The 21,360-nt window shown below is 63.8% G+C and carries 22 protein-coding genes; 9 read left to right on the top strand and 13 right to left on the bottom strand.

The features are described from left to right. Window positions 1-54 precede the first annotated feature (54 nt). Complete coding sequence (locus tag G9U53_RS27595; RefSeq protein WP_165639656.1) at window positions 55-753, top strand: metallophosphoesterase; 699 nt, start codon at window positions 55-57, stop codon at window positions 751-753. Further along, window positions 743-1,606, top strand: coding sequence for a hypothetical protein (locus tag G9U53_RS27590; RefSeq protein WP_003945080.1), 864 nt, complete (start codon window positions 743-745; stop codon window positions 1,604-1,606). Before G9U53_RS27595 ends, G9U53_RS27590 begins: the two co-directional genes overlap by 11 nt. Here the strand turns inward: G9U53_RS27590 and G9U53_RS27585 are convergent. Continuing rightward, window positions 1,599-2,705, bottom strand: coding sequence for a winged helix DNA-binding domain-containing protein (locus G9U53_RS27585; protein WP_054782366.1), 1,107 nt, complete (start codon window positions 2,703-2,705; stop codon window positions 1,599-1,601). The genes G9U53_RS27590 and G9U53_RS27585 overlap by 8 nt on opposite strands. Before the next feature lie 10 nt (window positions 2,706-2,715). Further along, a complete protein-coding gene (locus G9U53_RS27580; protein WP_058037450.1) occupies window positions 2,716-3,981 on the bottom strand; it encodes an ATP-binding protein in 1,266 nt (421 codons plus the stop codon). Window positions 3,982-4,107: 126 nt separating this feature from the next. Between G9U53_RS27580 and G9U53_RS27575 the strand changes: the two genes are divergently transcribed. Beyond that, window positions 4,108-4,344 carry a hypothetical protein gene (locus tag G9U53_RS27575; protein WP_207624637.1) on the top strand — a complete coding sequence of 79 codons (237 nt, stop codon included), beginning with the start codon at window positions 4,108-4,110 and terminating at the stop codon, window positions 4,342-4,344. Window positions 4,345-4,347: 3 nt separating this feature from the next. Here G9U53_RS27575 and ugpC read toward each other — a convergent pair whose 3' ends face one another. From ugpC to G9U53_RS27545, 6 genes are all read right to left on the bottom strand, one after another. After that, complete coding sequence (gene ugpC, locus G9U53_RS27570) at window positions 4,348-5,517, bottom strand: sn-glycerol-3-phosphate ABC transporter ATP-binding protein UgpC (RefSeq protein WP_058037430.1); 1,170 nt, start codon at window positions 5,515-5,517, stop codon at window positions 4,348-4,350. A gap of 4 nt (window positions 5,518-5,521) precedes the next feature. After that, window positions 5,522-6,352 (bottom strand): carbohydrate ABC transporter permease, encoded by an 831-nt coding sequence (locus G9U53_RS27565; RefSeq protein WP_003945075.1) that lies wholly within the window; start codon window positions 6,350-6,352, stop codon window positions 5,522-5,524. A gap of 1 nt (window position 6,353) precedes the next feature. Then, window positions 6,354-7,319 carry a sugar ABC transporter permease gene (locus G9U53_RS27560; protein ID WP_058037429.1) on the bottom strand — a complete coding sequence of 322 codons (966 nt, stop codon included), beginning with the start codon at window positions 7,317-7,319 and terminating at the stop codon, window positions 6,354-6,356. Further along, entirely contained in the window at window positions 7,316-8,653 is a 1,338-nt protein-coding gene (locus tag G9U53_RS27555) for an ABC transporter substrate-binding protein (protein ID WP_037131899.1), read from the bottom strand. The genes G9U53_RS27560 and G9U53_RS27555 overlap by 4 nt, the downstream gene beginning before the upstream one ends. 252 nt (window positions 8,654-8,905) lie before the next feature. Next, the gene (locus tag G9U53_RS27550; RefSeq protein ID WP_003945065.1) at window positions 8,906-9,400 is read right to left on the bottom strand and encodes a general stress protein; all 495 of its coding nucleotides are present in this window, start codon (window positions 9,398-9,400) and stop codon (window positions 8,906-8,908) included. Between the two features lie 107 nt (window positions 9,401-9,507). Then, entirely contained in the window at window positions 9,508-10,470 is a 963-nt protein-coding gene (locus tag G9U53_RS27545; protein WP_054187358.1) for a CoA ester lyase, read from the bottom strand. Window positions 10,471-10,542: 72 nt separating this feature from the next. Here G9U53_RS27545 and G9U53_RS27540 point away from each other — a divergent pair, with 72 nt between their 5' ends. From G9U53_RS27540 to G9U53_RS27520, 5 genes are all read left to right on the top strand, one after another. Next, window positions 10,543-11,829: a CBS domain-containing protein gene (locus G9U53_RS27540; RefSeq protein ID WP_003945077.1), complete on the top strand. Its 1,287-nt coding sequence runs from the start codon at window positions 10,543-10,545 to the stop codon at window positions 11,827-11,829. Beyond that, window positions 11,826-12,368: a DUF1003 domain-containing protein gene (locus G9U53_RS27535; RefSeq protein WP_003945067.1), complete on the top strand. Its 543-nt coding sequence runs from the start codon at window positions 11,826-11,828 to the stop codon at window positions 12,366-12,368. Before G9U53_RS27540 ends, G9U53_RS27535 begins: the two co-directional genes overlap by 4 nt. Window positions 12,369-12,431: 63 nt before the next feature. After that, window positions 12,432-13,913, top strand: coding sequence for a lytic murein transglycosylase (locus G9U53_RS27530; protein ID WP_242692789.1), 1,482 nt, complete (start codon window positions 12,432-12,434; stop codon window positions 13,911-13,913). Window positions 13,914-14,058: 145 nt separating this feature from the next. Next, window positions 14,059-14,922, top strand: a complete 864-nt coding sequence (locus G9U53_RS27525) for a lytic murein transglycosylase (protein WP_003945171.1) — start codon at window positions 14,059-14,061, stop codon at window positions 14,920-14,922. Window positions 14,923-14,946: 24 nt separating this feature from the next. Further along, entirely contained in the window at window positions 14,947-16,083 is a 1,137-nt protein-coding gene (locus G9U53_RS27520) for an Mrp/NBP35 family ATP-binding protein (RefSeq protein WP_003945178.1), read from the top strand. Between the two features lie 64 nt (window positions 16,084-16,147). On the opposite strand, the gene tatB is transcribed toward G9U53_RS27520, so the two are convergent. From tatB to sigE, 4 genes are all read right to left on the bottom strand, one after another. Continuing rightward, window positions 16,148-16,540 (bottom strand): Sec-independent protein translocase protein TatB, encoded by a 393-nt coding sequence (gene tatB / locus G9U53_RS27515; RefSeq protein WP_003945177.1) that lies wholly within the window; start codon window positions 16,538-16,540, stop codon window positions 16,148-16,150. Window positions 16,541-16,614: 74 nt separating this feature from the next. Beyond that, a complete protein-coding gene (locus tag G9U53_RS27510) occupies window positions 16,615-18,093 on the bottom strand; it encodes a trypsin-like peptidase domain-containing protein (protein WP_042450379.1) in 1,479 nt (492 codons plus the stop codon). Between the two features lie 75 nt (window positions 18,094-18,168). Next, a complete protein-coding gene (locus tag G9U53_RS27505; RefSeq protein ID WP_003945180.1) occupies window positions 18,169-18,528 on the bottom strand; it encodes a hypothetical protein in 360 nt (119 codons plus the stop codon). 52 nt (window positions 18,529-18,580) lie between these two features. Then, on the bottom strand, window positions 18,581-19,177 hold the full coding sequence (sigE, locus tag G9U53_RS27500) for an RNA polymerase sigma factor SigE (protein ID WP_029255812.1): 597 nt from the start codon (window positions 19,175-19,177) through the stop codon (window positions 18,581-18,583). Window positions 19,178-19,507: 330 nt separating this feature from the next. Here sigE and G9U53_RS27495 point away from each other — a divergent pair, with 330 nt between their 5' ends. Then, on the top strand, window positions 19,508-20,143 hold the full coding sequence (locus tag G9U53_RS27495) for an O-methyltransferase (RefSeq protein ID WP_007736091.1): 636 nt from the start codon (window positions 19,508-19,510) through the stop codon (window positions 20,141-20,143). Here the strand turns inward: G9U53_RS27495 and glgC are convergent. Further along, window positions 20,140-21,354 carry a glucose-1-phosphate adenylyltransferase gene (gene glgC / locus G9U53_RS27490; RefSeq protein ID WP_003945185.1) on the bottom strand — a complete coding sequence of 405 codons (1,215 nt, stop codon included), beginning with the start codon at window positions 21,352-21,354 and terminating at the stop codon, window positions 20,140-20,142. The genes G9U53_RS27495 and glgC overlap by 4 nt on opposite strands. Window positions 21,355-21,360 lie beyond the last annotated feature (6 nt).

Raw genomic sequence — 21,360 nt, 5'->3', positions numbered from 1 at the left:
GTGCCCGCGAGGTTCGCAGCGCAGATACCTCGCGGTGGCGGTAGCGTCGTCGAAATGGTCTCCGTTCTCGCTGTCAGCGACGAGACCGTCGAATTCCTGTGGAGCAGTCAAGTTCGTTCACTCGGAGTCGACGTGATCCTGGGCGCGGGCGATCTGCCGTTTGCGTATCTGGAGTACCTGTCTGACCAACTGAATGCGCCTTGCGTGTTCGTTCCCGGAAACCACGACGCCGATCTGTCCGGATATTCGAACAAGAGATCGGGTTGGACGCGGGCCGGGATGCCTGCGCAGTGGCCAGGGCCTACCGGCGCAGTCAACGCCGACGGACGCATCGTGACCGTCGCCGGTCTGCGGATCGCGGGCCTCGGTGGTTCCATCCGATACAACACGGGTCCCAATCAGTGGTCCGAGCGCCAGCAGAGCCGACGCGCTCGCTCGCTCACCTGGCGAAACGCCTGGCAATCGCGGCTTCCCGGCGGCCGGGCGGGCGTGGATGTGCTGCTCACCCACAGCCCCGCCCGCGGTGTCGGCGACGCCGAGGATCGGCCACATCGAGGGTTCGAATGCTTCACGCCTTTGATTCACAACCTCGATCCGACGGTCATGGTCCACGGACACATCCACCCACACGGGCGAACCCCTCTCGATCTGGAGGTAGGCCGGACTATCGTGCTCAATACCGTCGGCTTCACGCTGATGGAGATTTCCCCAGGTACTCCGCCGACGATCGTGAGGCGCCGACATGGCTCGTGACACCGGATTTCCCACAGCCGACGCGGAAAACGACTTCGCTCGTCAGCGTCGACGTGCCGACGTTGCCCGTCTGGTCAGTTGGCTACGACGCGAACCCGACGACGTCAACGCGATCCTGCCGTTCGACGAGGTTGTCGCAGCTCTGGGCAAGGTCGGCGAGAAGTCTCTGGGGCTGCAGGTCGTCACCATCGAATCAATAGTCGGAAGTGTCGACCGCACAGGTGATTTCGACAGGTACTTCCGTCCGACGTCCACTCACTCGCGCGCTCGTTGGGAGCGACTTGCGGTGGCGCAACGACGCGGCGAATCGGTACCACCTGTTCAGTTGTATCGCGTCGGCTCCATGCATTTCGTGATCGACGGGCACCACCGAGTGTCCATTGCGTGTGCGATGCACCAGAAGACAATCGACGCGTACGTCACCGAGATCATCACGCGTATCTCGCCGGAAGGCATCACTCAGCGCGCCGATCTGCTCATCAAGGATCATCGTCGACTCTTCCTCACCCGCGTTCCGCTGCAGGGTTCACAACGCGAAGCCGTCCAGGTCACCGACCCGTGGGAGTACGCCGAACTCAGTGAGTGTGTGGAGGCGTGGGGTTTTCGGCTCATGCAGGAGAAGGGTGAGTTCCTCGGCCGAGACACCGTCGCCCGCCGCTGGTTCGGCGAGGAGTTTCTGCCCGTCGTGCGAATGCTGCGGGGTGCCGACATGTTGCCCGAGCACACCGACGCCGAGGCCTACTTGTGGATCGCCCGGGAGCGGTACCGACTGGTGCGGCGGCACATGTGGAACGACGAGATCGTGGCCGAACTACGCGATCGAGCACCGCGAAAGCACAAGCCCGCTACGTAGATGCAGTGAAGCGAACCTCGCGGTTCGGGATCTTCGGGTGCATGAACTTCAGCAACGAACGCGCTTCTTTCTCGATGGACGCGAGGGCGGTCTTCGGTTGCTGCGCAAACAGAGTCGCACCCAACTCGACCGTCTCCTTTGCCGGCGTCACCGTCGCATATCCCACCACCTTCCCGCGCACCAGGATGGCGGGCTTGATGATGCCGTTCACGGTGAAGACGCGAGTTCGGTACTGCTCGTCCATGATTCGAGATCGGTCGGCGTGCGAGAGCAAGATGTTGTCGAACGGTGCAAGTATGCGAACCGGGGGTGTTCCGGAGGTCGGTCGTGGCGCGTCCGGCAGGTCGAACACCTCGGCCCCATTCTCGTTGACAAAGGTGACCAAGCCGGGTCGTAGCCGCTCGAATACTTCGGCGAGTCTGGTCAGACCCGACCACGCCTGAGCGTCCTTCACGCTCGCGGGCCCGAAGGCCGCCAGATAACGAAGCACCATCGCATCCGGATCCGGCGATGAACTCACTTCCGTGCCAAGCCAATTCTCCAAGGTCGTCAGTGCCGGTACTCCGGATCGTCCCCACAGGCCTCGCGGTGGGACCTGCACCATCGGCAGAAGTCCTCGAACGCCGTGCGCCAGCCCCTCGGCCGCGTGGCCGGGAAAGCGCTCTGCCAGTATCGGTCTCATCTGCATTTGGGTGAGCGGCCCGTCCGCTACGAGGTCCCGTCCCGCCCGCGCCAGAGCGTCGAGATCCAACCCGGTGAGCGCCGCACGCTGTGTGCTGTTGGTGTGGAGATCGCGTTCCATGATCGTCTGAACCGTGGCCCGGAATGGGCCCGCATCCGCGGCCGAAAGAGCAAAGACCGTGCCCCGCATGGCAACAAGCCGCACCACCTGGCGCTTCTCGACAAGGGTGGAGAGGTCTTCTGCCGCAAAGTTCTTCAGCCGCGCCCACAGCGCCAGGTAGGGCGGGTTCGGCGCCTGGGCCTGCAGACCTGCCAGGTGCTCGATCGCATCCAACGCACTGACCTCGGCCCTCCGCAGCAGGAACTGCCGCGCCAGAGTCGCCAGGTTGAGCTCGCGATCGGTGATCAGTGCAGCCATCGACAACTCCTCAACGATCGTGGTCAGTGGCGGTGACGATCTGGAACGGTATCTCGACTCGCGCGAGGGTTCCGGACTCTTCACCCGGTCCGACCGAGAACGAGCCACCCGCGGCAACCACTCGCAGTTCGTGCGAGAGCAGTCCGATGTGCCCGGCAGCCCGTCGTTCGGCAATCCGATCGGCGCTGATCCCCCGACCGTCGTCCGAGACCACGAGCACCGCACGGTGGTCCAGTCGTGCAAGCTCGATCCGGACGTTCTGCGCGCCGGCATGTTTGACGACGTTGCCCAGAAGCTCTCGGGTGGCGCCGAACAAGACCTCGTCGGCAGACGTGCGTAGATCGTCGTTCCAGCCCGAAGTGTCGACGTCGACCACTACTCCGCCGCGTCCCTGCGCCGATCGCGCGAGGTCCCCGATCGCGCGGGCAAGGCCCACGTGGACGAGAACTGTGGGATGCAGTTCCGAGACGGACGATCTCAACAGCGTGGTCGCTTCACCGAGCGCTTTTCCGGCTCGCGCCAGGGCGACAGGCTCCGCGCTGTCTGCCAATTCGTCGAGATCCATCCGCGCCGCGAGGACGTACTGCAGCGCCCCGTCGTGTAATTGCTCCGACAGTTCCGTGCGCTCACGCTGCTCGAGCCCCATGAGCTCGGCAAGAAGGCTCGTGCGATGCCCGACGAGGTGCCCGATGGTCAGCACGCGTGATCTTTGAATCCGAGTCAGTCCGATTGCGCCCGCGCCTACTCCGGCCAAGGCCATGGTGCTCAGCAGGATCGACGGCCACGGCTCGGAGTTCGAAGTCATCGTTGCCCAACTGGAAACGAAGAACACACCGATCGTGCAGGCAACGACGCCGACACACACGTCCGTCCGCAGTTGCGTACACGCCAGAACCGGAATGACGAAGAGCCCGTTACTCAAGATGTCGGCGGTCCAACTCTGCTCGGCCGCGAGACCGGTCAGCAATGTCAGAGTTGCGAGCACGGCAAGGTCGACGAACAAGCCGAGCCAGATCATCGTCACCGGGCCGGTGCCGCCCTTGCGGATCCACAGCGCCACGGCTGCCGACCAGAGTGCATAGGCGCCCAGAATCGCGAAACACCATCCCGCGTCGTTCATCGGCGGGACGAAAATCAGTGTCAGGGCGATGAACAGCACCAGAGCGCCGCGCACCGTCAGTTGGAGGTACGCACCGCGGTAGGCGTGTTCGCGCATGATCCGCTCGAGGTCCGGGCCACCGGGCAGGTGCTCGGTTCGTACCGAGGATTCGTTCATCTGTCCTCCTGTGCCGCCCATTCCAGTTCCCTGTGAATGAGCTTCGCACACGAGATTTCACAATCAACCCGCAATACCGTGAATGACACAGCATTCACCGAACCTCGAAACCACGCAGGAGTGCTCATGATCTCGACCCGAGCAAGCAAGCGCCGCATCGCCACTCGATTTGCCGTCGCCGGCGCCCTGGCAGCGGCGCCGATCGCCGTGGTGGCCGGGACAGCGCAAGCCACCCCGGCCTCCACCCATCACGAACAATTCGGCCGCCTGGTCCCCCTACCCGAACCGGCCGACGCAGCGCCCGGCCCCGAACAGGTACCGCTCCCCTGGGGCGCGACGTATTCGGTCACCTTGCCCGGGTAAAGGTCACAGCAGCAGATTGGCTCCCGTACCGCCGTCGAACACCGCGATCTTGGCGGGATCGAACCACAGATCGACAGACCTGCCCTGGGCCACCGTGGACTCGGACGAGAGCCTGGCAACCAGTTGACCGCCACCAGCGACGGCCGTTCCCGAATCGGCGGCGAGTTCCTCGAGTTCACGAGAGTTGACGGCGGGGCCACCAGCGAGGAAATACGCGTACTTGTCCGAACCCATCGATTCCAGCACGTCGACGTCGACGGTGAACGTCCCACCGTGCGGCTTCTGCGCTGCATCGACCAGCGCCACGTCCTCGAAATGTTCCGGCCTGATACCGACCACGACGTCCTTGCCCGAGCCGCTGCCCGAGATCTTCGACTGCGCCGCCGCGGGCAGGCGAGCATCGCCGATCGGCGTGCTCACACCGTCGGCCGTCAACTGTCCGGGGAAGAAGTTCATGGACGGGGACCCGATGAACCCCGCCACGAACAGATTGTTCGGTCGATCGTAGAGTTCCTGCGGCGCACCGATCTGTTGCACGATTCCGCCGCGCAGCACGACTACCCGATCGCCGAGCGTCATCGCCTCGGTCTGGTCGTGGGTCACGTAAATCGTTGTCGTACCGAGTCGCTGCTGCAGACGGGCGATCTCCGTCCTCATCTGCACGCGCAGTTTGGCGTCCAGGTTGGAAAGCGGCTCGTCCATGAGAAACGCCTTCGGGCTGCGCACGATTGCGCGTCCCATCGCGACACGCTGACGCTGACCGCCCGACAGGTTCGCCGGTTTGCGATCGAGATGCTGGGTGAGGTCGAGGACCCGCGCAGCGTCGTCGACCTTGGCGTTGATCTCGTCCTTGGACATCTTCGCCAATGTCAGTGGGAAAGCGATGTTCTGACGCACCGTCATGTGCGGATACAGCGCATACGACTGGAAGACCATCGCGATGTCGCGGTCCTTGGGGGCGCGTTCGTTGACGCGTTCACCCGCGATCCGCAACTCACCGGTCGAAATGTCTTCCAGCCCGGCAATCATGTTGAGAGTCGTGGATTTTCCACAACCGGACGGGCCCACGAGAATGATGAATTCTCCGTCGGCGATGGTGATGTCGACATCACTGACCGCCTTGGCTCCGTCCGGGTACAGCTTGGTCACCTTGTCCAGCACGATCTCGGCCACAGGCTTATCCCTTCACTGCGCCGGAAGTAAGCCCGGCCACGATACGACGTTGGAAGAACAGAACAAAGATGATGATCGGAATGGTGATGACCATGGCGGCCGCGGCGATCGACCCGGTGGGCTCCTCGAATTGTGAAGCGCCGGTGAAGTTTGCGATGGCCGCAGGGGCGGTGATGGAGCGTTCGGTCGACGTCAGCGAAATCGCGAACAACAGATCGTTCCAGCAGAAGATGAACACCAGAATGCCCGCCGTGACGATGCCGGGCGCGGCGAGCGGAGCTACCACCTTCCGGAACGCCTGCCCCGGCGTCGCGCCGTCCATCTGCGCCGCCTTCTCGAGCTCCCAAGGAATCTCTTTGAAGAATGCCGAGAGCGTGTAGATCGCCAACGGCAACGCAAAGGTGATGTACGGCAGGATGAGTCCGGCCCAGGTGTCGAAGAGTCCGAGCCGTCGTTCGATGTCGAACAGCGGGCTCACCAATGAAATCTGCGGGAACATCGCGATCAGCAGGGCAACAGCCACCAGCAGCTTCTTGCCCGGAAAATCCAGGCGCGCAATCGCGTAAGCAGCCATGGTTCCGATCACCACGGCGATGACCGTCGAGATGAGTCCGATGCCGATGGAGTTGATCAGAGCACTGGTGAAGGCGCTGGTGTCGAAGATTCCTCGGTAGTTGTCCAGGGTCCACTTCTCCGGAATGAACTTGCCGTCCTTGATCGTTCCGGCCGGTTTGAATGACAGGCTCGCAATCCACAGGACGGGAACCAGCGCGTACAGCAAGACCAGAAGGTTGACGACGGACCAGCTGATCTTGAGTCTGGGAGTCACGGTCATGTCAGCGTCCTTCCGTATCGGATCCGGGAGCCGAAGCACCGAAAAGTTTGATGAAGATGAACGCGATCACGGCCACACACACGAAGATCAACACGCTGATCGCGGATCCGATGCCCAAGTTGAATGCCTTGAACAGATTGTCGTAACCCAGAATCGACACCGACCCGGTGTCGTTCGCTCCCTTCGTGAGCACGTAGATGTTGTCGAAGATGCGGAATGCGTCGAGTGTGCGGAACAGCAGAGCGACGAGGATGGCGGGCTTCATCAGCGGAAGGATGATGCGTACCAACCGGGTCCACGCGCCGGCGCCGTCCACCTGAGCCGCCTTGAGAAGGTCATCGGGCACGAGCGCCAAGCCGGCGAGCAGGAGCAGCGCCATGAACGGCGTCGTCTTCCAGACCTCGGCAAGGACGATGATCGCGAGCGACGGGATCTGGTCGGTGAGCGGCGCACTGCCGTCGGGCAGGAGATTGGCGAGGTAGCCGGTCCCCGGCGTCCACGCGTAGTACCAGCTGTATGCCGCCGCGACGGTGACGATGCCGTACGGGATGAGCACAACGGTGCGGACGAGCCCCTTACCCACGATCGTTCGGTGCATCACCAGTGCGATGGTCAGTCCGAGAACGAACTCGATGACGACCGAGACAACCGTGATCGACGTCGTCACCGCGAACGCTTGCCACCAGTAACCGTCGGTCAGCACCGACACGTAGTTGTCGAACCACACGAACTTTCGTTGATCCGGGAAGCGCAGGTCGTAGCGCTGCAAACTCAGCCAGACGGCGTAGACCACCGGATATGCGGTCACCGCGATCATGAGAATCGCGGCCGGGGCCACCAGCCAGAGACCGAGGCGACGCTCGGCCGCCTTTCCGTCGGATATCTTCGTTTTCGCGGAGTGCTTCGGCTCCGGCGACGCCGTCGCGACTGTTGGTGCAGCTCCCGAATTTTCGCTGTCGATCGTCACGGAATCAGCCCCTCGGAATTGACTGCCTTGCGTACCTGCTCGGCAAGATCGTTCACGGTCGATTCCGGATCGATGTTTCCCACAGGGTTCAGCGTGGCAGTGATGAGCGTCGAAATACTCTGATAGGCAGGAGAAACCGGCCGAACCGAAGCGGTGTCCAGGCTGTCGCGAACCTCACGCCACGCCGGGTACGCCTCCTGGAACGCCGGGTCGTCGTACAGGCTCTCGAGAGTCGGCGGAACGCCACCGGCTACCGCGTTGTTGCGCTGATTCTCCTCGTTACGCAGACAGGTGAGCGCCTCGAACGCGAGGTCCGGATGCTGACTGGTCTTGGCCACCGCTACGTTGAAGCCGCCGATCGTGACCTCGGCCGGCTTACCCTCGATCACCGAGGGATACGGAGCGGCAAGGAAATTCCGTTCTCCGTTCACCGTGAGCACCGTGTTTCCGGTGTTCTCACTGGTGACGTTGCCCTTGTCGTCGATGTACGGCAGATCGCCCTTCTCGGCGTTCTCCATGATGCCGGGCAGCACGAACGGCCAGTTGACCTGGAAGGCAGATTTGCCGCTCTCCATACCCAGTCGCGACGACGCTTCATCCCCCTGCGAGATCGAGGGATCCGCACCCTTGGCGGTAGCGACGCGCTTCATGACGGTCAGCGCCTGTTGGGCAGCATCACCGTCGGCCACCGTCACGGTTGTTCCGTCCGGCCCCACCACCGATCCGCCGGCACTGGCGAGAAGGGTGTTGAACCAGACCATCAATCCTTCGTACTGCTTGCCCTGCACACCGATCCAGCTGGGGCGCCCCTCCGCGGCCAGGCCTTCGGAGATGTCGATCATCTGATCCCAGGTTTGGGGTGGTTGCCCGTCCGGCATCAAATCCTTTCGATACCAGAGCAATTGGGTGTTGGTGTTCAATGGCGCCGCATAGAGCTGGTCCTGCCACTTCGCCGACTCCAGCGGACCCTCGAGCGTCCCGTTGCTGACCTCGGCCGCCACGTCGTCAGGAAGCGGCAATGCCCATCCCGCTTCGGCGAATTCGGCAGTCCACACCACGTCGAGCGTCATCAGATCGAGTGACTTGTCATTGCCGGTCAGACGCCGGGCCAACTGAAGTCGCTGGTCGTCGGCACCCTTGGGCAGAGTTTTCTGCTCGACCCGGTACGCGCCGTTCGACGCCGCCGAACAATTCGCGGCGGCCTCCGCATACTGCTCGGCGCCGTCGGCAGCGGTGTAGAAGGACAGCACCACGCCGTCGTCATTGTCCGATCCGCACGCACTGAGCAAGGGCGCCAACAACAATGTTGCCGCGCCGAGCAGCCCCGCCCGCAATTTCTTCTTCTGCCCCGCCCGCGATCTCTCGTTCTGCCCCGCCCGCGATCTCTTGTTCTGCACAGCCGTCCTCCTCGGGCGGTGAGACGGCGCAGTCGTTACGGCTGGCCGACGCACCACACATCGGCACTTTTGCCGGAGAAGGGACCTATTTCCTTGTCCGGCAAACGGTCACGGGGAAGTGAGCATTACCTCGCCCGCGTGTACACAACGTAACCGAGATCACACAAGTTGGCAGCCCGAGCGAGAATGTCAGATGGCGAGCTTGGCGAGCAGGTCGCGCGCCGACTCCGCCGTCTTGGGCTCACACAGTACGTCGTAACGTCCGGCGACCAACTGCATCGTCGAGGCGAAGTCCCGCTGCCCACGCGTCGCGGCGTACGGAATCGTCGTGGAGATGACACCGAAGATGATGCCGCCCACGATGCCCGCGATCAGCGGAGCGAGGAAACCACCGGTGACGATTCCGAGCACCAGGCCGAAGAAGACACCGAGCCAAGCACCGGAGACGATGCCGCCACCGATCACCTTGGCCCACGTCAACCGACCGAGAACTCGCTCGACCTGCATCAGGTTCACGCCGACGATCGTGACGTCCTGAACCGGGAATTCCTGATCGGAGAGGTAATCGACTGCGCGCTGCGCCTCGGCGTAGGTGGGGTACGACCCGATGGGCCATCCCGAAGGCGGTGTCGGCAACGCTCCACGGCGCGACCCATTCGACGATTGACCGAGCGGATTGGACATGGCTGGCTGCGCTCCTCTTTTCGGGCACGTCATCCACGCGGATGACGCAAGTACATCTACCCCCTATTGTGCCCTTTACAGACCTGATTCGTTCGGCTAGGCGAGCGTCAGGCGTGTTCGGGCGGCGTGAATTCCGACGTGCGCGCCATCCCCGCGGCGCGACCCTTGGCCGAAATCACCAGTGCCATCTTGCGACTCGCCTCGTCGATCATCTCGTCGCCGAGCATGACCGCGCCCCGCCCTCCCCCGGCAGCCGAGGTGTGGAACGCGTACGCGTCCAAGATGAGTTCCGCACGGTCGTAATCGGATTGGCGCGGACTGAACACCTCGTTGGCCGCCTCGATCTGCGTGGGGTGCAGAACCCACTTGCCGTCGAAACCGAGCGCTGCCGTTCGCGCAGCCGACCGAGTGAAAGCCTCGACGTCGCGGATCTGCAGGTACGGCCCGTCGATGGCCTGGACGCCGTGCGCCCGCGCGGCCATCAAGATGGTCATCAGGATGTGGTGATACGCGTCACCGCGGTCGTAGCCGTCCGGTTGCTCACCGACGACCAGAGTTCGCATGTTCAAGCTCGCCATGAAGTCGGCCGGGCCGAACACGAGCGCCTCGACGCGGGGACTCGCGGTGGCGATCGCGTCGATGTTGGTCAAGCCGATCGCGTTCTCGATCTGCGGTTCGATCCCGATCCTGCCGACCTCGAGACCGTTGGCCTTCTCGACCTGCGTCAACAACAAATCGAGCGCCTGGACGTGACTCGCATCGGGAACCTTGGGCAGCAGAATGGCGTCCAGATGCGCTCCGGCGCGGCCCACCACCTCCACGACGTCGGCATACGTCCATTCGGTGGTCCAGTCGTTGACCCGGACGACCTTGACCTGTTTGCCCCACCCGTCCTCGGCCAACGCGTCGCCGATCGACTCCCTGGCCGCCTGCTTCGCCAGCGGCGCCACCGCATCTTCGAGGTCGAGAAAGATCTCGTCGGCGGGCAATCCCTTCGCCTTGTCGATCATCTTCCGACTGCTGCCGGGAACTGCCAATACCGATCGACGGGAACGGTTGCGTGAAGTCATTGCGGACTGCCCTTCTCGATTTTCGGTGGCGCCGTTGCAGATTTTGACGCTGGACGAATTAGCCTTGCAATCATGGCAGCAGCAGGCAAGGTATTTGCAGCCAGGCTTGCCGGCCTGGTTGTACTCGGCCCGGACGGCGAATCGATCGGTCGTGTGCGCGACGTCGTCATCACGGTCCGCATCGGACGCCAGCAACCCCGCGTTCTCGGTCTGGTGATCGAAATGTTCACGCGCAAACGCATTTTCGTTCCGATGTTGCGTGTGACAGCAATCGAACCGAGTGCAGTCACCCTCACCACCGGTAACGTCAGTCTGCGGCGCTTCAACCAGCGCCCGGGCGAAGTGCTCGCTCTGGCGCAGGTACTCGATTCGCATGTGCGCGTGGACGACCCGGAACTCGAGGAGCTTCACGGCGTCGACACGATAGTCGTCGATCTCGGAATCGAATCGACGCGGACGCGAGACTGGGTGGTCTCCAAGGTCGCGGTTCGCGGCCATCGCGGACGCCTCGGTCGACGCGCGGCGATACACATCGTCGACTGGCAGCACGTCGCCGGCCTCACCCAGAGCGATCTCTCACTCCCCGGCCAGGGCGTAGCTCACCTGCTTCTCCAGTACGAAGGCATGCGACCCGCCGATGTGGCCAACGCCATGCGCGAACTGCCGGAGAAGCGCCGCCACGAACTGGCCGTGGCGCTCGACGACGAACGCCTCGCCGACGTCGTGCAGGAACTGCCGGCGGACGACCAGACCGATCTGCTGATGCACCTGGAAGTCGAACGCGCCGCCGATCTACTCGAAGCGATGGATCCCGACGACGCCGCCGACCTGTTGGGCGAGCTGCCCGAAACCGAGGCCGAGTCACTGCTTCAGTTGATGGACCCGCAGGATTCCGAACCTGTTCGACGCCTGCTCGAGCATTCCCCGGACACGGCCGGTGGTCTGATGACGCCCGAACCAGTGGTACTGACGGCCTCGACGACGGTCGCGGAGGCCCTTGCCCGCGCCCGCAACTACGACGTGACCCCGGCGCTGTCGAGCATGGTCTTCGTCGTACGTCCGCCGACGGCGACTCCGACCGGGCGGTATCTCGGCTGCGTCCACTTGCAGAAGCTTCTCCGCGAGCCTCCCGCCAGCCTGGTAGGCGGACTACTCGACACCGACATGCCCCGGTTGGCCCCGGACGACTCGTTGGCGTCGGTCACCCGATATTTCGCGACGTACAACTTGGTATGCGGGCCGGTCGTGGACGACGAGAACCACCTGATCGGGGCCGTGACGGTCGACGACGTGCTCGATCACCTCCTGCCGGAAGACTGGCGTGAGGATTACTCCGACGACGAGGAACTACTCCGATGAGCGAACGGGCGTCGAGCACGACCGCACGGCAACGACTGGAAACGCCTCGCGGAAGCCGCCGGTTCAATCTCGATTTCGACGTCGAAGCTGTCGGGCGCGTCAGTGAACGCATCGCCCGCTTCCTCGGCACCGGGCGTTATCTCGCAATCCAGACGATCATCGTGATCGTCTGGATCCTGATCAACGTGTTCGCGGTGGCCCTGCAGTGGGACCCGTACCCGTTCATCCTGCTCAACCTGGCCTTCTCCACCCAGGCCGCCTACGCGGCGCCGCTGATCCTGCTGGCCCAGAACCGTCAGGAGAACCGCGACCGGGTCTCGCTCGAGGAGGACCGCTCACGCGCCGAGCAAACCAAGGCGGATACCGAATTCCTCGCCCGAGAACTCGCAGCTCTGCGTATCGCCGTCGGCGAGGTTGCCACCCGCGACTACCTGCGACGGGAGCTCGAGGAGATCAAGTCGATCCTTGCTGCCGACGGCGAACCGACCCCGAAGAAGAAGCACCGTGACTCGAATACTGCGAAACAAAGTCACAACTAGCTGAGCGTTCGCTGAGTTTTGCTGCACGCACCGTGACCGATATGTAACGTAAGTCACAGCAATATGGATATCACGGTGGGTACTCCGGAGCGGGAGCGCCAGCAAAGGGGAATCGTGCGAGTACGCGGAATAATTGCAGCATCCACACTGGTGGGGGGACTGCTCGTCGTCACAGGTCCAGCGGCCCTCACTGCCGGAAGCGCACCGACCGGAGGGTCACAGGTTCCGATCGCACTGGCGGGCTCCGCCTCGATTGCGCAGCCGGACTCTGTCGACTTCCTCCCGACGCCCCGCACGGTCCGAACGCAAAGATCGGCCCCGCCCAGCGATACGGTCGCCGGCGCCCCGGCAGCGCCCAACGCTGCGGCCGTCGTCCTCACCTCTCTGGGCATCCCCGAGATCGTCCTGAACGCGTACCGCTCCGCGGAGCTGGTGATGATGACCGAGGCACCGGGATGCGGAATCCCCTGGCATCTTCTGGCCGGCATCGGACGCATCGAATCCGGTCACGCCAACGGCGGCAAGACGACCTCGGTGGGTACGACGGTCACCCCGATCCTCGGCCCCGTCCTCGACGGACGGCTGGCAGGCAACGAAGTCATTCGGGACACCGACAAGGGCGCAATCGACGGCGACCCCACTCACGACCGCGCCGTCGGGCCGATGCAGTTCATTCCGGCCACCTGGGCCGGATATGCCAGCGACGGCAACGGGGACGGAATCAAGGACCCCAACAACGTCTTCGATGCGGCACTCTCGGCAGCGAAGTACCTCTGCAGCGGCGGACTCAACCTGCGCGATGTCGCCCAGGAGACCAAAGCTGTTCTGCGATACAACAACTCGGCCACTTACGCAGCAAACGTGATCATGTGGTCGACGGCATACAAGAACGGTGTCATTCCCTCCGGTCAGCTGCCGTACACCTCGGGCATCAACACCGGCAGCTCCGCGATCAACGCCGCCGCCTCGGCAGACTCCGCCGCTTCGGCCGTACTCGCCGCGGCTGCGGCTACCGATCCGGCGGCCGGCGACAAGGAATCAGCGTCGACGACGCCGACCCCGACCACCACTCCCCTCTTCCCGGGTCTGCCGGACATGCCTGCACTCTCACCCGAGATCCAGGCACTGATCCCGCCGGGCGTCATGCCGACCAGCCCCGCTCCGGGACCCAACGCCGCCCGGAACGCAGCTCCCGGTCCGATCATCCCGCTCCCCGTCCTCACCTCACGGGGTCTCGTGTGGCCGATTCTGACGGCCGAGGGATGGCGCTGGCCCGACGACATGTGTGTGATCCTTCCGGACCCCGCAGCCCTCGACGCCTTGCAGGACGGCATCCTTCTGCCGTGCACGATCCCGGGCATGGCAGTGGCCGCCACGGCACCCGCCACCACCGACGCGGCTCCCGCGGAATCCTCTCCACCCGCCGCCCCCTCTCCGGAGCCCGCACCGGCACCGGCACCCGCACCCGCACCGGAGCCCGCTCCGGCCCCGGCTCCGGCATTCGTGCCGTTCTTCCCAGGCCTGCCCGGCATGCCCGCTCTGTAACCGAAAAATCACGAAAGAACAGTGCATATGCCCCAAACTGCCCTTCTAGATCACGGTTGAATAACGGAAACGCAACAAATCAGGTAGCCTCGACTCCGTCAGTTGAACGGAAAACCTCCTCGCGGAGGTTCAGGAGGCATAAACAGTGGGTCGGCACAGCAAGAAGACAGATTCGCACATCCGTCGAAATTCGGTCATCGCGCTCACCGGACTCATCCCTATCGGACTCGTCACCGCAGCCAACACGGCCGGCGCCGCTCCCAAGGTCCCGTTCTTCAACACCAGCTCCGCCGAAACGGTGGACACCGCCGCACAAGCCACGCAGGAACCGCAGGCGCAGATTCTGCCCGCCGTCGAAGCAATCGCCGAGCCGGCTCCCGCCCCCGCGCCGGAACCCGCGCCGCTGGCTCCCGTGCAGGCCACTCCCCCGCTCCCCGCCTCGATGGCCGAGGGAGCACTCGGAATCCCGAGCGTGAGCGTCGCCGCCTACCAGAACGCCGAGCGAATCCTCGCTGTCGAGAAGCCCAACTGCAACATGCACTGGACGCTCCTCGCCGGAATCGGCCGCGTCGAATCCGGCCACGCCAACGACGGCAAGGACGCCGACGCGAACGGCAACCTCTACAAGCCCGTGATCGGCCTGCCACTCAACGGCAGCCTCCCCGGCCAGGCCGTCATCATGGACACCGACGGCGGCGCCCTCGACGGCGACACCGTCTACGACCGCGCAGTCGGCCCGATGCAGTTCATCCCGTCCACGTGGAACCAATACGCCGGTGACGGCAACGGTGACGGAATCGCCGACCCGCAGAACCTTTTCGACTCCGCACTGACCACCGGCAAGTACCTGTGCGACGGCGGACTCAACATGCAGGACGTCACCCAGGTTGCCTCCGCCATCCACCGCTACAACAACTCGGCCGCCTACGTCGCCAACGTTCTGGCCTGGTCGCTCGGGTACTCCACCGGCATCGTGCCCGCCGCATCGGACCTGCCGCGCATCCACTGACCTACCTGGACTTACCATGGAGTCATGTCTGTACTGACCGAGTCCGACGTTCGCTCCGCGCTCGCGCGAGTTCTGGACCCAGAGATCCGCAAACCCATCACCGAACTGGGGATGGTCAAGGGGATCTCCCTCTCCAGTGACAACAGCGTCGACATCGGCATCTATCTCACGACCGCCGGCTGCCCGATGCGCACCGAGATCACCGAACGCGTCACCAAGGCCGTCGCCGACGTCGCCGGGGTCGGTGCGATTCGCGTCGAACTCGACGTCATGGACGACGCCCAGCGGACCGAGCTCCGCAAGTCGCTTCGCGGCGATTCCGCCGAACCCGTCATCCCGTTCGCCCAGCCGGGTTCACTCACCCGCGTCTACGCCGTAGCCTCCGGCAAGGGTGGCGTCGGAAAGTCCAGTGTGACAGTCAATCTCGCGGCAGCAATGGCCGCGCGCGGACTGTCTGTCGGCGTACTCGACGCGGATATCTACGGTCACTCGATCCCCCGCATGCTCGGCACCGACGCCAAGCCCACTCAGGTCGAGCGCATGATCATGCCGCCGGTTGCACACGACGTGAAGATGATCTCCATCGCGCAGTTCACCCAGGGCAACACTCCTGTCGTCTGGCGCGGACCGATGCTTCACCGCGCACTCCAGCAGTTCCTCGCCGACGTGTTCTGGGGCGATCTGGACGTGCTGCTGCTCGATCTGCCGCCCGGCACCGGTGACATCGCCATCTCGGTGGCTCAGCTCATCCCGAGCGCCGAGATCCTGGTCGTCACCACACCGCAGCAGGCCGCTGCCGAGGTCGCCGAGCGAGCGGGCGCCATCGCCCTGCAGACCCGCCAGCGCGTCGCCGGCGTCGTCGAGAACATGTCGTGGCTCGAACTTCCCGACGGCACCCGTATGGACGTCTTCGGCGAAGGCGGCGGGCAGACCGTCTCCGATCGCCTCACGAAGGCCGTCGGCGCCAAGGTTCCGCTTCTCGGACAGATCCCGCTGGATCCGTCCGTCCGCGAGGCAGGCGACGCCGGGACGCCGATCGTCCTCAGCGCTCCCGATTCACCCGCAGCCATCGCACTCAAGGACATCGCCGACAAGTTGGCCGTCCGTCAGCGCGGGCTGGCCGGAATGTCGCTCGGTATCAACACGGTTCGCAACCTGTAGAACCCCCTCATACGGAAGGGCGCCTGTCACCGATCGGTGACAGGCGCCCTTGCGTATGTCGAAGCTAGGTGGCGTCGAAGTCCACAGGAGGACGTTCGCCGGCGGTGAGTGGCTTGTCCTTCGACAGCGTCTTCGGCTCCTGCACTCCGCTCTGCGGCTTCTTGTCGAAGTTGCCCGTGAAGATGGAGTCGTCGCCGTCGAGGAGGTGCTGGGTGATCACAGCGCGCGGCGTCATTCCGCGCAGCTTGTTCAGATCTGCGAGCGGTTTACGCAGATCCTCGAAATCGGTGCCCAGTTCTTCCTTGAGCTGATTGGAAGCGCCCGAAGCATATTCGCGCACCTGCCTCAGGGATTTCGTGACCCAGGAGACCGCACCAGGAAGCCGCTCAGGTCCCAAGATGACCAGAGCCGCTACGAGGAGGATCATGAACTCGCCCCAACCGATGTTGCCAAACACAGGGTCAGCCTACTGTGTGCTCGCTCGGTGCGCGCATGTCTGGATCAACCTCACAGGAAGATCGCAGGGGCCGATCAGTCCGACACCGGCGTGACCGAAATGTCGACCTGCCGTCCGTCGCGGATCAACTGAACGTTGACGGGTTGGTCGACGGTCGTCGCGTTGACCGCAACCACCAATTCGTCGGCGCTTGTCACCGGTCGGTCACCGACCTTGACGATGACGTCCCCCTCGACGATCCCCGCGCGTTGAGCGGGGCTGCCGTCGCGGACATTGGCCACTGCCGCACCACTGGTCGCGTCGTTGACCGCGGTGCGGGCATTCACGCCGATGTCGGGGTGATGAACCTTGCCGTCGCGGATGATGGTCTGCGCCACCTCGGTCACCGTGTCGATCGGAATCGCGAAGCCGAGCCCGACCGAACCGCCGGACTCACTGAGCATTGCGGTGTTGATGCCGATGACGCGGGCTTCGTCGTCGACGAGCGCACCACCGGAGTTGCCGTGGTTGATCGCCGCGTCGGTCTGGACGGCGTCGATGACGGCGTTGGTGTCGGTGCCTTCACCCGACAACCGCAGAGGCCGGTTCAGTGCACTGACGATTCCGCGGGTGACGGTCTTGCTCAATCCGAGCGGTGAGCCGACGGCGACGACGTCGTCGCCCACCTGAACATCCTCGGATTTTCCGAGCTGAGCGACCGTCAGATTGTTCGCCGACACCTTGAGCACTGCGAGGTCTGTCTTGACGTCACGTCCGACGATCTGGGCGTCGGTCTTGGTTCCGTCGGAGAAGATCACCTGGATCTTCGCGTCCTGAGCGGGCGGAACGGCCGAGGAGATCACGTGGTTGTTGGTGACGATGTATCCGGCGCCGTCGATGACCACACCGGAACCCGTGCTGCCCTGGTCGCCGACGGCGACCTGAATCGACACCACTGATGGCAGTACCGCGTCGGCGACCTTCGCCACCTGAGACTCCGGCTGTTCCCCACCGCCGGATTGAACGAGCGTGACACGTGAGCTGGTGAGTGAACTGCGATCGGCAGTGATGACAGTGGCAAGCAACCCACCGACGAGAGCGATGACAAGCGCCATGCCCGCAAGCGCGGCCAGTGCCGAGGGGGCGACCTTGCGACCGAACAACAGCTCACGCACGTCGAGTTTCTGGGCGGGAGGCAACTGCACCGGCGCCTCGGACTCTGCGGGCTTGCCGAGCGAGACGGCGGATTCAGGATCACGCCACGGATCACGCGGCGGTTCTTCGTCGGGCGTGTTGTTCGCCGTCGCATCGGGATCGCGACCGATCGACTCGGTGGCGTCTGCGGGTCGACCGAACGCTTCGGCCAGAACCGGGTCCGGAGTCCCGATCACGACATCGGAGGACGGAGTCGATCGCGCGGCCACCGGAGTGAACGAGCCCTCGACTCCACTCGGCCGACCGAACACCTGGCGCGAGGCCGGATCGATCTGGGGTCGATAGACCGGACGGGGGTCGAGAACCGGCGCATCTGCCGGTCTGTCCACCGAACCGTTTGCCGAAGAATCCGAACTCACTCCGGAGTGCCCCCTTTTTCCGTCAGTCACATGGTCCAGTATCACTGATCCGCGCCGGGAAGCTGGCGCGCGGCGTCATTTGCGCCAGCGACGGGACAACCTCTTGCTGATGGTGGAGAAGCCGGCGGGTTGATTACCGACGGAACTGTCGGCGTTTTCCGAATTCGGCCCGGTAGTCGGACTGTTGCACGAAGGAATCTGGCTGAGAAGTCCCACCAGGGACAACGGCATCGTCATCTCGCCGCTTCGACGCAGCGCACCACGTGCCTGCTGCTGAGCATCGACGGCCGCAGCGCACTCGGCACAGATCGAGATGTGATGCGAGGCCCGCAAGTAGGCCTGCATTCGGAGTTCTCCGTCGACGTAGGCAGCGATTGCCTCGCTGGCCAGATGTTCGGTCGAACCGAACTGGCGATGTGCCCGCGCCTCCGTCATTCGTCCCTCCAGGTGATTGACCACGTCCCGCTCTGTAGCTCGAACCCGACCGTCAGAAACCGACGAGTTCGGATTCGGCTGCGCGCTGCGCTGCCAGATGATCACGAATCGCCTGTCGCCCACGATGGATACGGCTACGAACCGTTCCGAGCTTCACTCCCAGTGTGGCACCGATTTCCTCGTACGACAGACCTTCGATGTCACAGAGCACGACAGCGGCACGAAATTCAGGTGCGAGCGAGTCCAGTGCGGCTTGCAGACCTGCGTCGAGGCGCGCGTCGTGGTAGATCTGCTCGGGGTCGGGACCGGGCGAGGGAACGCGGTCGTAGTCCTCGGGCAGCGCTTCCATACGGATGCGATTGCGTCGGCGAACCATGTCGAGGAACAGGTTTGTGGTGATGCGGTGCAACCAGCCCTCGAAAGTTCCGGGCTGATAATCGGAGAGCGAGCGGAACACCCGGATGAAGGTGTCCTGCGTCAAGTCCTCGGCATCCTGGGCATCGCCTGACAACCGGTAGGCCAGGCGGTACACCCGGTCACCGTGCTGACGCACGAGTTCGTCCCAAGACGGCATGGAGGACTTCTCACCAGTTGCATCGAACACAGCAGTGCCGATCAATTCGGAATCCACAGCCGATTCCGTCGTCAAAACTTCCGACTCTCGAGGGCGAGGCTCGTCGTTGACCTGGTAAATAAGTTGATCCTCCTGCTCGGGATCGCGTAGTTCGATCACCGCGTTGTCCGAATCACGTGATGCGCGATATTCGGGAGAACCAGCCGATGCTGTGATTTGTTCCCGATCACCGAGCTGCGAAAGATCAACTTGGTAGAAATCGATACCGCCGTGCGATCTTCGATCCGGCGATGTATACACCTTTTCTCATCGCGGTGTGCACGCCATATGAGGAGCCTGAGGGATTCCTGAGAATCCTGGTGACTGCGCGCCTTGCAGCGACAATCCGAACCGCCCGATAACCTCATGAGCGTGACCCACGCCGAACAGATACTCCGCCACGTCGAGGACGTAGTTTCCGAGGACGAGATTTTGACCGCGGCGCGAGATCGAGCGCTGGATCTCGGAGCCCATCCGGTGACGCCCGCCGTCGGTGCAACGCTCGCGATGTTCGCGAGGATGCTCGACGCGAAGACGGCCGTCGAGGTGGGTACCGGAGCCGGCGTGAGCAGTCTGTGGCTTCTGCACGGAATGCGCGACGACGGCGTCCTGACCACGATCGACAGCGAACCCGAACATCAGCGGGCCGCCAAGCTGACCTTCCGCGAAAGCGGAATCGCTCCGGCACGCACTCGCCTGATCAACGGACGGGCTCTCGACGTGCTTCCCCGGCTCGCCGACGGCGGCTACGACCTGGTATTCGTCGACTGCGCCGCGATCGACCACCCGCACTACGTCCGCGAAGGTGTCCGCCTGCTGCGCTCCGGCGGTGTCATCGTTCTGCACAACGCCCTGGCCGACGGCCGCGTTGCAGACAGCTCCGCACGCGACGCGACAACGGTTGCGGTCCGAGAAGCGGCAAAGGCCGTGACCGAGGACGAGCGACTCATTCGAGTCCTCCTCCCCCTCGGTGACGGCCTCCTCTGCGCGAGCAAGCTCTAGATCCAGACGCCCTTACCGATGGCGACGACGCCACCCTGACTGACGGCAAATCGTTCGCGGTCACGTTCGAGATCGACGCCGATGATTTCGCCGTCACCGACGACGACGTTCTTGTCGAGGATCGCTCGCCGTACGACGGCACCCTTGCCGATGCGCACACCCGGCATCAGCACGCTGCCCTCGACGGTCGCACCGTCCTCGATCATCACGTTGGAACTGAGTACCGAATTGCGCACGGTCGCCGCGGACAGGATCGACCCCGCACCGACGACCGATTCCTGCGCGAGTCCGCCCTTCACGAACTTTGCGGGCGCGAGATTCTCGGTGGCGCCGCGGATGGGCCAGCGACGGTTGTAGAGATTGAAGATCGGGTGCACCGACACCAGGTCCATGTGAGCGTCGTAGAAGGCGTCGAGGGTACCGACGTCACGCCAGTAGCCGCGGTCTCGATCGGTGGCACCGGGAACGACGTTGTCCTTGAAGTCGTAGACCGACGCCTCACCCGCGGCGACCAAGGCGGGAATGATGTCGCCGCCCATGTCGTGGTCGGAATCGGAATTCTCTGAATCAGCGCGGATGGCGTCCACGAGTACCTTGGTGGTGAACACATAGTTACCCATGGACGCGAACGTCGAATTGGGGTCGTCCGGTGTCCCGGGAGGATGGGCGGGCTTTTCCAGGAACTGGGTGATGCGTCCGGACTCGTCACTGTCGATGCAGCCGAAAGCAAAAGCCTCACTTCGCGGTACACGAATACCCGCGACCGTCACGCCTGCCCCGGATTCGATGTGGTGCTGAACCATCTGTTCCGGATCCATCCGGTACACGTGGTCGGCACCGAAAACCACGATGTACTCGGGGTCCTCGTCGTAAACGAGATTGAGCGACTGCAGGATTGCGTCGGCACTGCCGGTGTACCAGCGCGGCCCGAGCCGCTGCTGGGCCGGGACCGGGGTGATGTACTCACCCGCGAACCCGGACAACCGCCACGTCTGCGAAATGTGGCGGTCGAGTGAATGTGACTTGTATTGCGTCAACACACAAATACGCAGATATCCCGCGTTGACAAGGTTGCTCAACACGAAGTCGATAAGTCGATATGCACCTCCGAAGGGCACTGCGGGCTTCGCTCTGTCCGCGGTCAGCGGATACAAGCGTTTGCCCTCGCCCCCGGCGAGCACGATTCCAAGCACATGCGGCTGGCTTCTCACACCGCT

Source organism: Rhodococcus sp. D-46, from assembly GCF_011290655.1.
GTDB lineage: Bacteria > Actinomycetota > Actinomycetes > Mycobacteriales > Mycobacteriaceae > Rhodococcus_F > Rhodococcus_F qingshengii.
This window is presented reverse-complemented; position numbering and strand designations above follow the sequence as displayed.

Coding starts and splice junctions, on each gene's coding strand:
- G9U53_RS27585 (WP_054782366.1), bottom strand. CDS start 2,705: ATGGCTGCACTGATCACCGATCGCGAGCTCAACCTGGCGACTCTGGCG.
- G9U53_RS27505 (WP_003945180.1), bottom strand. CDS start 18,528: ATGACGGAGGCGCGGGCACATCGCCAGTTCGGTTCGACCGAACATCTG.
- G9U53_RS27580 (WP_058037450.1), bottom strand. CDS start 3,981: ATGAACGAATCCTCGGTACGAACCGAGCACCTGCCCGGTGGCCCGGAC.
- G9U53_RS27520 (WP_003945178.1), top strand. CDS start 14,947: ATGTCTGTACTGACCGAGTCCGACGTTCGCTCCGCGCTCGCGCGAGTT.
- G9U53_RS27590 (WP_003945080.1), top strand. CDS start 743: ATGGCTCGTGACACCGGATTTCCCACAGCCGACGCGGAAAACGACTTC.
- G9U53_RS27545 (WP_054187358.1), bottom strand. CDS start 10,470: ATGACTTCACGCAACCGTTCCCGTCGATCGGTATTGGCAGTTCCCGGC.
- G9U53_RS27535 (WP_003945067.1), top strand. CDS start 11,826: ATGAGCGAACGGGCGTCGAGCACGACCGCACGGCAACGACTGGAAACG.
- G9U53_RS27495 (WP_007736091.1), top strand. CDS start 19,508: ATGAGCGTGACCCACGCCGAACAGATACTCCGCCACGTCGAGGACGTA.
- G9U53_RS27565 (WP_003945075.1), bottom strand. CDS start 6,352: ATGACCGTGACTCCCAGACTCAAGATCAGCTGGTCCGTCGTCAACCTT.
- G9U53_RS27595 (WP_165639656.1), top strand. CDS start 55: ATGGTCTCCGTTCTCGCTGTCAGCGACGAGACCGTCGAATTCCTGTGG.
- G9U53_RS27575 (WP_207624637.1), top strand. CDS start 4,108: ATGATCTCGACCCGAGCAAGCAAGCGCCGCATCGCCACTCGATTTGCC.
- G9U53_RS27540 (WP_003945077.1), top strand. CDS start 10,543: ATGGCAGCAGCAGGCAAGGTATTTGCAGCCAGGCTTGCCGGCCTGGTT.
- G9U53_RS27550 (WP_003945065.1), bottom strand. CDS start 9,400: ATGTCCAATCCGCTCGGTCAATCGTCGAATGGGTCGCGCCGTGGAGCG.
- G9U53_RS27530 (WP_242692789.1), top strand. CDS start 12,432: ATGGATATCACGGTGGGTACTCCGGAGCGGGAGCGCCAGCAAAGGGGA.